Origin of the sequence: Phocaeicola massiliensis B84634 = Timone 84634 = DSM 17679 = JCM 13223 (assembly GCF_000382445.1) — a bacterium.
Lineage (GTDB): Bacteria > Bacteroidota > Bacteroidia > Bacteroidales > Bacteroidaceae > Phocaeicola > Phocaeicola massiliensis.
On record NZ_KB905477.1, the window covers coordinates 1 to 13376 of the forward strand.

Genomic DNA, 13376 nt, shown 5'->3' on the forward strand with positions numbered 1-13376 from the left:
TTTGCAGAACTAAAACTATACACAATACATTGATTAATAGTTAATTATCAATATCATCATATGACGCTAACATACACCCAATATGGCTATAGCGCCATAATCGATAGGTAAGTGCTACTATAATTCTACCATAAAATGAAATTGTGTTGATGTCGTTTTACTAAATAAACCTTTATATTATTCGTATATGAAATAAATTTCATTACTTTCACTTCAAATGTATGGTGCGTATGAAAGAAACGACTGATGGCAGAAACAAGATTTATTTTGCAATCAAATGACATTTTTTGCCAGAAACGCCTAGACACCTGCCTTATTAACGAAATCAAAACACATGATGATAATTGCATTATAATAAGATTATAATTATCTTTGTGGAAAAGTATGTGACTATGGTAAAAATGAACCCTTTTATAACAAGCGGTTATCGTTCAGAGAAATATTTCTGTGACCGGATAGAAGAAACGCGTTTTCTGACGAAGCAGATCACCAATGGAAACAACGTAGCTCTCATTTCCCCCCGGCGGTTGGGAAAGACAGGACTGATAGAACACTGTTTCCACCAGCCGGAAGTAAAAAACAACTATTACACTTTCCTGATAGACATTTACGCTACCAAGAATCTGCAAGAATTTGTCTTTGAATTCGGTAAGAGCATATTGCAAGGGCTGAAACCCCAAGGGAAGAAGATATGGGAAACATTTCTATCCACTTTATCTTCCCTTCGTACCGGAATCACCTTTGATGAAACGGGCAATCCCAGTTGGAATCTGGAAATGGGCGATATCAAAAACCCTTCAGTAACATTGGACGAAATTTTCAGTTACTTGAAGAAAGCGGACAGAATTTGCCTGATCGCCATAGATGAATTCCAGGTGATAGCCAAATATCCCGAGAAAAACATAGAAGCGACACTAAGGACTTATATACAGCATTGCACCAATGCCTGTTTCATCTATTCGGGTTCTCAGCGGCATATGATGGGAGAAATATTCACCACTCCTTCACGTCCTTTCTATCAAAGTACTACTATTCTGGATTTGAAACCCATAGGAATTGGAAGCTATGCCGCTTTCATTGAACGGCATTTTATAGAGAATGGAAAGAATATCAATAAGGACACCATAGAAGAAGTATATCGGCTGTTTGACGGTACCACTTGGTATATCCAGTTTGTTATGAATTTCCTCTATGCGGATACCATGGAAAAAGAAACCTGTACGGTTGGAAAGATCCAATTGGCATTAGATGAAATTTTATCGCAGATGGATTTTACCTATTCTTCTTTACTCTATCAACTTCCACCCAAGCAAAAGGAGGTGCTGATAGCCATCTGCAAGGAAGGCAGGATAAAGGAAGTCACCTCTTCCAGATTTCTCCACACTTACAAACTGACGGCAAGCAGTGTACAGGGAGCACTGAAAGGATTGCTGGAAAAAGATTTTGTCACTGCTGAATTAGGTGTATACAGCGTTTATGACCGTTTTTTCGAACTCTGGTTGAAGCGGTTGTAAAGAAAATAACAACTCCATTTATTTTCAAATGCGTACTTTATAGGATAGCCTCTCTCTTTTTCTGTGAAGAAAAGGAAGTCTTTGTCCGAGAATTCTGATGGAAAAACGATTAAGGTATCTTTTACACCTACCATATGGAATAAAAATGACTTGATACTTTATGGCTGTTCTACAGTGTACCCCACTGTAGAATTCAAACCAAGGTATCAAGTCATTTTATATAATAGTGTTAATATTCAGGATTCTGTTGTCCTTGCAGATTTACATTAGCATCTATTTCAGCTTGAGGAATAGGCATAACACAACGGTAGTCATTCCAGTTAGGGCTTATTAAGTCTGTATTATTCAAGAAGTGACGGCCTCCTTCTCTTGTTACAGTTCCTCCAACTCGTAAAATATCATTGAGACGATGTCCTTCCAATACTAACTCCTTCCTTCTTTCCCGGTCGATCATTGGCAATGTAGCGACAACATCCGATGCTGTTGGAATAGCCCTTTTAATAATCTTATTCAAATAGCTATTTGCTTTCGCTTGATCTGGACTTGATTTGCGCAAAGCAGCTTCTGCAGCAATCAGATAGATATCAGACAAGCGAATCACTCTGATATTATTAACCGTAGAGGCTCCATTCCTTCCCGGGTATTTATTAATAATACATTTAACTCCTGCAGCATCTTCCTTTAAAAGTCCTAATCTGACATCATTAGGATATTCATTTAGCAGTTCGATAAAGGCATCAGTTGCAGCTATAGCTGCATACCCTTTAGGATCTACCAAATAACCAAAGAGTTCACGATTACCGGAAGACAAATCTGAAACATGCAAATCGAGTATGGATTCTGAGGTATATTCATTAGACCAAGCAGCAAGATAGTCTGCGTTTTGAATCAGTTTATAAGGACTTTCTTTTATAATCGTTTCAGCACAATTGAACGCTGCGTCATAATTGCCTTTATACAAATAAACCCTAGCCTGCAATCCTAGTACTGCCCATTTATTAAAATGCCCATCGTTGACTTTATCAGAAACCAATCCTAAAGCTGTTGTTAAATCTTTCTCTATTGCTTCATAGCCTTCGGCAACCGTGTTTCTGGCAGGCATGTCGTTGGCCGTCAAGACCTTTTCTACAATAGGTGCTCCTAAAGAAGCTCCTTTGTCTTTTTGATAAGGATAACCGTATACTATATTAAGGTTAAAATTACACAATGCTCTGACTGCAAGAGCTTCTCCTTTTGCATTGTCTAATTGAGGAGAAGCCGTGATTTTACCCGATTCTATAGCTTGCAGAAGAACATTTACCCGATTAATGACCTGATAGGGTATTTTCCAAAGACCTGTCGGCGCATTATTCTGACGATACATGAATTTGTAAAAATTTTCAGTTCTTTTGCTTGGAGTCGAAGTTTGTACATCTTCACCTCCTACTTCTGCTCTTGATATGAAATCGGCACCGTAATATTCGCTAGACAGTAAACCTGAATATACACCATTTAGAGCAGAACCTACATCTTCAATATTGTTAATAGATTCATCGGAAGGCAGTGCGTTAGAAGGCATCTGATCCAGATAGCCATCACATGAAGACAATCCTATAGAAATGGATGCCGCTATGAATAAGAATTTTAAACTATTATGTTTCATAATTATTTCTGTGTTTATAGGTTATAGTGATAGTTCCAGACCGAAACTGACACTTTTCATTGCCGGAAATGCAAAATTTACATTACCATTAATAGGTTGTTCCGGATCCACATTGTCATAAGATTGGAATGTCAGCAAATTGCTGCCTGAAACAAACACGCGCAAATTATTTATGTTTAAGGGGTTGAGCCATTGTTTGGGCAAAGAATAAGAAAGTGAAACCGATTTTAAACGGAGATAATTATTGGTGTGCATGTGACGGTCGCTTGAATAGCGGGCGTATGTATAGTTGTTTATACGACGCGGAACATCTGTAATATCTCCCGGTTTTTGCCATCTGTTTAACTGCTGTTTGCCTATTGCATAATAAGCGTTTTCGCCATCAGTATCTGTATACGTTAAGCAAGCGTCATCCAATAATTTCCCTCCTAGAGAGAAGGAGAACAGGGCGTTGAATTCCAGTCCCTTCCATGAAAGGCTATTTCTCCATCCGCCGGTTAATTTGGGGTCAGGAGTGCCAATAATAATACGTTGAGCCTCTCCCGGGTTCTTTGTTAATTCTTTATTCAGAGAGCCGTCTTTATTTTGGGTGTTCAGTACCCATTGTTCTTCACCTGTCTGAGGATCAACGCCTGCCCATTCTCTGGCCCACCATGAATAATAGGATTCTCCCTCACGTAAGATGCTTGAACCACTAATAATGTCTTTGCCATCATATAATTTATCAATTTTATTTTTATTGTGTGACAAGGCTAGACCGGTAGTCCACTGAATAGCCGAGTGCTTGAAAATATCATAACTAATGTCAATCTCAACGCCACGGTTAATCATGGAGCCTACGTTTTTTAACGCAGAAGTGAAACCCACTGTCATTGAAGTTGGAACATCTTGAAGCAAATCTGTAGTTAAGCGATTGTAATAGTCAAATGAGAAACTCAAACGCTCAAAGAGGCGAGTGTCAAAACCTACGTTGAAGTTCTTGTTTCTTTCCCATGCAAGATCGGGGTTAGGAATTGTACCTGGTGCAATACCCGGTTTGTCCTGATAGTCATACCCCGTACTCATTAAACTCAGGTGACTATAAAGTTTGCTTGGTAATGTACCGTTAATACCATAAGAAACTCTTAATTTTAAGTCATTGATCCAAGGTAATCCCTGCATAAAATTCTCACTGCTGATTCTCCACGCACCAGAAACTGACCAGAAATTTCCCCAACGCTTATTTATCCCTAAGCGAGAGCTCCCGTCACGACGGTAGTTGGCGGAAATATAATATTTTCCGGCATAATCATAATTGAAACGTGACAAAACAGATAATAATCTGTCTCTAGAGTATCCCGATGAAGCAGTCATGGGAGTAGAAGAGTTCTCCAGTTCAGGTAGTAAGTCTGTGGAATATCCTTTTCCGACAGCTTCTACATAAGTTTCTTTTTTATCATCAACATCCCATCCTATAAGTACATCTACATTATGCTTTTCATTAATAGTTGTTATGTAGTTTAAAACAGTTGAGGAGTAAATATTGTGATTTTGATAGGGTATCTTAATCATTAATCCTTGATGTAAGTTACCGTTGTGTGAAGCTTTTGGCCAGTGTGTGGTAGCTTCATTCATGATATAGTCGTAACTCAATGTTTGTTTCAGGATAAGCCCTTTTATAATTTCATAAGACGCCCATAAAGAATTGGAACTTCTGAATACGCTTGACAAACTTTTGTCTAGATTCATGTCTTTTACCGGATTGGCAACGCCTAAATTGGCAATAGGGAATCCTTCATAAAAACTTCCGTCCTCGTTATAGATTGGTATATTAGGAATAGCATACCAACGTGTAACAAAGTAGGGATTGGCATAAGCGTATCCCTCTGAAACCTGAGAGCTGCTTTGTTTAGACATGGAAATATTAACTCCCATTTTTATTTTGCCATCATTGGATTTGTGGCTTACATTGGCACGACCGAAGAAGCCTTTCATCCATGATGATTCTACCATGCCCTTTTCGTTCTTATAAGCTAAAGAAGCATAGAAGTTTGTATTTTCATTACCTCCTTGAGCTGCAAACTCATAGTTCTCCATTGAGCCGTTACTTTTAAACAGGGCTGATTCCCAATCGGAATAGCGGTCCAGTTTAGGCGCCCACACATCTACATTTTGTTGGGCGTACTGCTTGGCTTGGACCTCATCGTAATCTTTATATAGTATACCCTCATTGTAAAAGGCTTCATAAGTCAACTCCCTTTGTTGGTCACCGTTAACAGTCTCGCGGTTTTTGGTAGCCCAATCGGTTATGCCCCAATTAGCTTTGAAACTTATGGTTGTTTTTCCTTCTTGTCCTTTTTTGGTAGTAATCAGGACAACTCCATTTGCAGCTCGGGAGCCATAGAGTGATGCCGCTGCTGCATCTTTTAAAATGGTTATGTTTTCAATATCACTGGGATTCAAAGAAGACATAATATTAAAAGATTTAGTATCTCCGCTCACTCCTGAAACAGCAACGTCTCCAGATACTACGGGAATTCCGTCAATGACATATAGAGGTTCATTTCCGGCATTCATGGAGCCTGTACCGCGCAAACGGATAGAAAGTGCTGCACCGGGTTGTCCACTATTGCTGTTTACCGTAACACCCGGAGCAGAACCTTGCAAGACTTCTTCAAATGAATTAATCGGAATATCCTTCAATATTTTTTTTGCTGAAATTGTTGAGGCTGCCCCGGTAAATGAAGCTTTTTTAGCTGTACCGTATGCCACAACCATCACCTCATCAAGTACTTCTGCATCAGCTTTTAAAAATATCTGCAAGTTTGCCTTTATTGCTACTTCCTGAGTTGCCATACCTATAAACGAAATAACCAAAGTTTTTGCAGAACTAAATACATATGTATAGCATTGATAATTAATATATTAACAACCATGTCGCATTATGCATATATCCACTGAATACTGCTGTAGTATTATAATTAATAAACAATTCCTACTTTAATTCTACCATGAAATAAGATTGTATTGGTAGTGTTTAACTAAATCAGTTTACACTATTCTGTAGGTATATGGATCAGATTGTTTAAGTTCTGTATCAACAATTTGTTTCCTACAGTCATAACATATATATGTGTAAGCTTATGCATACGTACGTCAGTGTGGCCCGATGCGTACGTACGTGTAGGCTTACGCATATATATGTGTAGGCTGATGCCACCGTATGTGCAGCCCGATGCGTACGTACACATTTTAAAATAGGCAGCTCACACTGCATATTGCAGAAAGACCTTGATGTTTTTAAAAAACTTCAAAGTCTTTTTCGAACATAGCAAGGTCTTTTTTAAAAAGCTCGGTATGTTTTTCCTGTAAAGGCAGATTGTACCCCTTCACCAAGTCAATCATTTTTTCTTTTCCGTTCATCCTTACATCTTTACCAAAACATGCAGATAATCAATTGGTTAATAATGACAGAGCCCCTTTCATTCTTGTTTCAGTCACTCTTTCCAAGTCCCTTCAAAGCTGCCCACAGCGATTCCAAACTTAACGAATGAAAGGAGAATGAAAGGATGACGATGAGATGTTCATTCACCACTGACTATCCATCAACAGAGCATTTTAACGACTGATGAAAGGAGGAAGGAAGAAACGTATTTTTCACTTGTAGGACAAAAAACAGTTGTTTTTATGGTTTCAGTCATCACATGGCAAACCATTTACTTAAATGGAATTATCCATTCCTTTGACCTTGCCAAGGCAAACATGCATGTTGCAGAAGAAAAATCTGTCACACATAAAACTCAAAATACTCGAAGAGCTTTTCTTTATGTGACAGATAAAAGAGATAATTGTTCTACTTATTTTCTACCTGATACCAGGTGTATAATTAATATGTCAGCAATATTTAATCTTTTCCTTTCTGACACTTTTTTAAATCACGGACAATAGTACTGCCCATAACTTCACCATAAATCTGCGTTGTAGTCAGATTTTTATGTCCCAATAGCTTCTGTACAGTTGTTATATTGGCCCCCTTATATATTAATAAGGTAGCATTGGTGTGCCGGGCTGTATGAAATGAAAAATGCTTGTCTATATTTGCCAATTTACCTATACGAATTAATTCTTTGTTAATATTGGAATTACTTTTCAGTGAAAAAAAAGTATTCCACTTGTTTTGATACTTGGTAAGTATGTTCAAAGCTTTTCCGCCAAATAGCAGATTTAAAGGAAGCTTAACCTCAATGCCTGTTTTTACAGAATTGAATATCAGCCACAATTCTCTGTCTATTTTAACAATATTCTTCTCTGTTAAATTGGTAAAATCCGAATAACGTAATCCTGTATAACAGCAGAATAAGAATGCATCCAATGTATGTTGGAAATGCATATTCCGATTTATCAAAGATAATTCTTCCAATCTTTTCATTTCATCAGGCAAAAGAAATACATGTTTTCCCTCTTTCATTTTAATTTTATATCTTCTGAAAGCATAATCATTTAAATCGATATATCCTTTATTTATTGCCGCATTAACAAACGATTTTAAATGTTTCATGTGTTTTGCTACAGTATTCATTTGATAACCGGCGTCATACAAATACTTTTCAAAACTAGTTATGAAATTGTAATTTAGATCTTTAAACTCAATTGATGGTTTAAATGATTGGAGCAATCCAATAGTCGTTAAGTGATTTTGCTTGGTACTATCTTTTAACTGAGATGCATCTATTTCTTTACGCACAAAGTTTAAAAATGAAATATCCGTACTACTTTTAAATTCATCCTTTATAAGATTTAATGTGATGACCTTACCTTGCCTCCACAAAGCCAATTCTTTTCTTTCCAGCTCAATTATAAACTCTTTTAGCATTCCGTTAAGTGCATCTTGATTGGGATGATCTTTGATAACCTTCTTCTTTACATCCCATTGCTCTGGACGTAAATAGATATGGGTGGAAAAGTAGACCTTCTTCTTATTGAGGTAAGCTTCTACTTGGACCAGAGCTGTTCCTCTGGAATTCAAACATTTTTTCCGGTTGTAAACAGGACGATAACTAATCTTTCTCATAATTCTTAGTTCTAATATTGAAATACTATATTCTATGATGAGATGTAAAGTGAACACTAAAAAAGCATTTGAAGATGTTTTTGTTCTTTTCTTTATATAAACTTAGAAAGATTGCCCAATATGTTAACAATTATAAGTTAATATATATTTAAAATGCAGGTTACAGATTGAAAGTCGCTCTATTGCTAATATTAAAAAATCGAATAAAAATGAAGTGAATTTTATTTTTTTTGTGAGATAAAACTCCCTAAAAGCATGATAATAGAGGAAATACTTGTGAATTTTACCATTATTTGTTTGATTTTACAATTTTATTCATATCTTTGCCAATTGTTAGAGTGAATGAATTTATATTAATCTAAAGTTAAACTTTAAGAGAGAATTTTATGAAAAGAAAATTTATGCTGTTATTGACCTGTCTTTTTATAGGTATAGGTCTGGTAACCGCTCAGGTCACGAAGGTAACAGGTACTGTTATCTCGGAAGAGGACGGATTACCCGTAGTTGGCGCCTCTATTTTAGTGAAAGGTACTGCTGTAGGTACTGTTACTGACATGGATGGTAAATTTCAATTACCAAATGTACCAAGTTCTGCAAAGACTTTGGTTATTTCGTTTATAGGTATGGAGAACAAAGAAGTGCCTATTAAACCGAGTGTAAAAGTGACTTTGAAACCCATGACGGAATTATTAAGTGAGGTATTGGTTACCGGTACTTATGGTAGTGCCAAGAAGTTAGGCTCCATGGTTGGTTCTGTTGCTGCTGTAAAATCTGAAAAGATAGCCAATAGACCAAGTGCGAACTTTGCGGATGCCTTACAAGGACAGGTTGCCGGCTTACAAGTTTTTACTTCTTCCGGTGAACCTAGCGAAGGAGTCTCTATGCGTTTACGTGGTATCGGTTCTATCAACTCTTCCAGCGAACCTTTATTTATATTAGATGGTGCTCCTATTTCAAGTGGTGCATTTTCGGCCATTAACCCTAATGATATTGAAAATCTGACTATTTTGAAAGATGCTTCTTCAACTTCTATTTATGGTTCACGAGCTGCTAATGGTGTTATAGTAATTACTACCAAACGCGGTAAAGGTGTCAAACCGACTGTTACCATAAAGGGGCAATACGGTATCTCTCAGCGTGCTGTAGAAAATATCACTTTAATGAACTCAGAGCAATATTTCAATTTCTGTGAAACTGTCAATCCCAATTATAAGACTAATGAAGCTTTTCAGGCTAATAAAGAATTTGCATTGAAACACGGTATATCTACAGATTGGTATGACTACTTTTTTAAAGATAATGCACCGACCTATCAATTGGATGCAAGTATTACCGGTGTAGCCAACAATACCAATTATTTTATCTCTGCCAGCCATTATGATGCAGAGGGTATTGAACCGGCTTCAGGAATGAAACGTGAAACAGTACGTAGTAATATTGATACTAAAGTTTCAGATTGGTTCCGGGTTGGATTGAATTTAGGTTTGTCTTATGAAGATTTTGAAACTAACGGTTTTGCCGGAACAGGAAATAGTTGGTATAACGTAGCGACTTTAAGTAAATGGGCCATCCCTTATGAAACTCCTTATGAAATCATAGAAAATGCAGATGGTTCTATTTCTTATGGAAAAAGAAAAAACATTTTAGATAAAATTGGATTGTGGAATCCGTATTATCTGCTGGAAAATCAACCTACAGAAAAGAATAAAATACGTCTATATGGTAATGCTTTTGAAGAGATAACACCAATAAAAGGACTGACAATCCGTGCGGCACAGGCAATAGATGCTTTCGATTACAGATATCGTTATGTTAGTCTGCCCGCTGATTATAATAATCAAAAGGGTTCTGCATCCGAATCTTTCCAGCGTTATTCTTCATTTACATTTACCAATACAGCCGAATACAAATTCAGTATCAACGAAATGCATAATATATCGGCATTGGTTGGACAAGAATCTATTATTTATAATGGAAGTTCGTTTGGTGCCAGTGTGGATAACATAACAGATGGTCGTCTGCCTATGCTGAGTAATGGTACTATTCCTAAGCAGCCGAGTGCCAGCAAAAAGAAAAAAGTGATGAACTCATATTTTAGTCGCTTGGAATACAATTTTGGTGAGAAATATTTCTTTGACGCTTCTTTCCGTACTGACGGCTCGTCTATTTTTGGACGTGATAATCGTTGGGCTTCTTTCTTCTCTGTCGGTACCATGTGGAATGTGTCCAAAGAGGCGTTCATGGAAGATATTGATTGGCTGAAAGACCTAAAAGTAAAATTCAGCTATGGTACGACCGGTAACTCTGCATTTGATGGTGATCCCTATTATCCTTCTTTGGGCTTAGTGGGTACCGGCAAGTATAATGGAGATCAAACATTCTATATTTCTTCTGTTCAGAATGATGGTTTAACTTGGGAAAAACAAAAGACTATAAATATAGGATTGAGTGCACGTTTGTTTGATCGTTTGGATATCGACTTGGCATACTATGATAAGAAAACCACAGATATGCTGATGACTATTCCTTATTCATATACAACAGGTCACAGTTCCGGTTGGGGAAATATCGGTAGTATGTTTAACCGTGGTTTTGAAGCTACAGTCTCATACGATATTATTAACCGTAGAAATCTGCAATGGAGTGTTTCGGCCAATATTAACTATAACAAGAACCAGATTACTGAGTTGTTTGGTGGACGTGATGAGTATGTTGTAGCCAATACCGGTATTAAATATCAGGTAGGAATGCCTTATGGTGAACTGTATTATGTTCGTTGGGTAGGAGTAGACCCGGCAGACGGACAGCAGATTTGGTTGGATAAAGACGGTAATGAGACCAAAACTTATTCTGAAGATAACGCTGTATTTACAGGAAAGCAACGTTATGCTCCATGGGCCGGTGGTTTCAGTACTTCATTCTTCTGGAAAGGTTTCAGCATTAATGCCGACTTCTCTTATGTATTAGGAAAGTATACTATTAATAATGATGCTTTCTTCTACAACAATCCGAATTTTGCAGGTCAGTTAAACCAATCAACGGATATGCTTGATATGTGGACGACTCCGGGACAAGTAACCAATATTCCTGCTGCTAATTCTGAATTGCGTTTTGACACTCACTTGATTGAGAATGCTTCTTTCCTTCGTCTGAAAAACCTGACTATCGGTTATACTTTGCCGGAAAATTGGTTGCATAAGACCGGTTTCATCAAAGGAGCACGTATTTTTGCTGTTGGACGTAATTTGTTGACCGTAACCAACTATACGGGTGCCGATCCTGAAGTAGATTCAAACTTACAATTAGGAAAATATCCTAATACCAAGCAATTTACGATTGGTGCTGAATTAACATTCTAAATTTAAATAAAGCATAATATGAAGAAATCAATTATACTATCAATTATAGCCTGTTGTGCAGCATTTACTTCATGTAATATGGACGAAATGCCTAGCACATCAATACCTACGGATGAATCAATATTGACCGTAAAGGACTGTCAAGCCTTTAGTAATATGCTTCATGCTGAATGGAGAGGATACGTCCAAAATGCTTATTCAATGGATGCGTTGGTACAATCCGGACTATTGACTGCCACAGCAGATTATGGTAATACCTATGGATATTTTTATCGTTGGGCTTTCGAAATCACAGATGGAGCATTTTCGGGATGTTGGGCCGATAATTATTACATCATAGCCAATGCCAATCATTTAATAAAGGGCGGTCAGAATATCTTGGCAAATGATACGGAATTAAGTGAAAATGATAAAGCTTATATCAATCATTATGTAGGACAAGCTTATTTTTCCAGAGCTTATGCTTATTTTGAATTGGCCTTGCATTATTGTAAGAACTACGATCCCGCATCTGCCGGAAGTGATTATGGAATACCTTTGGTTACAGAATATGCGCCTAGTTCGGATTATTCCAAATATCCCGGTCGTAGCAGCCTGAAAGAAACTTTCGATTTTATCGTAAAAGATCTGGAACAGGCTTCCAACTTAGTAGGAATTCAAGGAGAAGCCCAGTCTGCATATATTACTTTAGATGTAGTTGAAGCTTTAAAGGCACGTGTCTATTTGGAAATGGAAGATTATCAAAATGCTGCGGCTGCTGCACAAGGATTAATCAATAGCAAGCGCTATACTTTGATATCTGATGGAGATGCGTATAAAAAGATGTGGTTGAACGATGTTGGTACAGAAGCTATCTGGCAGTTCGCAATGTCAAAGACAGAAACCGGTTCAAACGCTTTAGGTAGTTCTTTTATGGGAATAGTTGACAAACTGCCTCGCCCTAGTTATTTACCTGTTAAGTCTGTTTTAAATTTGTACGATAAGGAAAATGACATCCGTTACGATGCTTATTTCACAACCGGATTGATTGACCGTCAAGTAGGTGATGATATTGAGGTCACTTATTGTAGTAAATGGCCGGGTAATCCTGAATTATATGAAGGAAAATCCAATAATGTCAATAAGTTAAAAGCTTTCCGTATTTCTGAAATGTATCTGATTGCTGCTGAGGCTTATGCAATGTTGAATCAAGAAGATAAAGCTTCAGAGATGTTGAATGAACTAAAAAAGATACGTATCAAAGGATGGACTGAAACAGTTTACAATGGCGCAGCTTTGATGCAGGAAATTCAGGATGAACGCGTACGAGAATTGTTTGCTGAAGGCAATAGATTGTTTGACATGAAGCGTTGGAAAATTGGTATGAAGCGTAGCTCATCTGATGCTCAAAGAGACGATTATTTGCCTGCTTTGGGTACTGATATTGAAAAAGAAGCTACAGATAATCGTTGGGTATGGCCTATTCCGAAGGATGAAATGGATAGTAATCCACAACTGAAAGGGCAACAGAATCCTGGATATTAATGTAAAAGCTTACTGAATATAATAAAAGGTCGTGTTTTATGATAACACGGCCTTTTTAAGTTGAGTACATTATAGTTATAAAATTCCCACGATATTGCAAGAATAAGTTTTATTCAGAGCTGTTTTAGCATATCAGAACTCTGATTTATGGTAGAATATTAGTAGAAAATATTTCATAATATTGCTTATTTGGTACTTTAAATGAAGGGGAAACACTTGGAGATAGTACACCAAAGTATTGATTATCAGTAAAATAAATAATTATTTAGTTCTGCAAAAACTTTGGT

At 37.1% G+C, this 13376-nt stretch carries 7 protein-coding genes; 3 read left to right on the top strand and 4 right to left on the bottom strand.

Annotated features, from left to right (window positions below):
• Positions 1 to 392: 392 nt before the first annotated feature.
• Positions 393 to 1514 (top strand): AAA family ATPase, encoded by a 1122-nt coding sequence (locus HMPREF1534_RS00140; RefSeq protein ID WP_018452157.1) that lies wholly within the window; start codon positions 393 to 395, stop codon positions 1512 to 1514.
• A gap of 229 nt (positions 1515 to 1743) precedes the next feature.
• On the opposite strand, the gene HMPREF1534_RS00135 is transcribed toward HMPREF1534_RS00140, so the two are convergent.
• The 4 genes from HMPREF1534_RS00135 to HMPREF1534_RS00125 form a co-directional block, all read right to left on the bottom strand.
• Positions 1744 to 3156, bottom strand: a complete 1413-nt coding sequence (locus HMPREF1534_RS00135) for a RagB/SusD family nutrient uptake outer membrane protein (protein ID WP_005943307.1) — start codon at positions 3154 to 3156, stop codon at positions 1744 to 1746.
• Positions 3157 to 3177: 21 nt separating this feature from the next.
• On the bottom strand, positions 3178 to 6057 hold the full coding sequence (locus HMPREF1534_RS00130; RefSeq protein ID WP_258461940.1) for a SusC/RagA family TonB-linked outer membrane protein: 2880 nt from the start codon (positions 6055 to 6057) through the stop codon (positions 3178 to 3180).
• 378 nt (positions 6058 to 6435) lie between these two features.
• Entirely contained in the window at positions 6436 to 6558 is a 123-nt protein-coding gene (locus HMPREF1534_RS21140; RefSeq protein WP_005946090.1) for a hypothetical protein, read from the bottom strand.
• A 481-nt stretch (positions 6559 to 7039) separates the two neighbouring features.
• Positions 7040 to 8206: a site-specific integrase gene (locus tag HMPREF1534_RS00125; protein WP_005946096.1), complete on the bottom strand. Its 1167-nt coding sequence runs from the start codon at positions 8204 to 8206 to the stop codon at positions 7040 to 7042.
• A gap of 386 nt (positions 8207 to 8592) precedes the next feature.
• Here HMPREF1534_RS00125 and HMPREF1534_RS00120 point away from each other — a divergent pair, with 386 nt between their 5' ends.
• Together HMPREF1534_RS00120 and HMPREF1534_RS00115 are read left to right on the top strand one after the other, a co-directional pair.
• A complete protein-coding gene (locus HMPREF1534_RS00120; RefSeq protein WP_005946099.1) occupies positions 8593 to 11565 on the top strand; it encodes a SusC/RagA family TonB-linked outer membrane protein in 2973 nt (990 codons plus the stop codon).
• Positions 11566 to 11583: 18 nt separating this feature from the next.
• The gene (locus tag HMPREF1534_RS00115) at positions 11584 to 13089 is read left to right on the top strand and encodes a RagB/SusD family nutrient uptake outer membrane protein (RefSeq protein WP_005946101.1); all 1506 of its coding nucleotides are present in this window, start codon (positions 11584 to 11586) and stop codon (positions 13087 to 13089) included.
• The last annotated feature ends 287 nt before the right edge of the window (positions 13090 to 13376 follow it).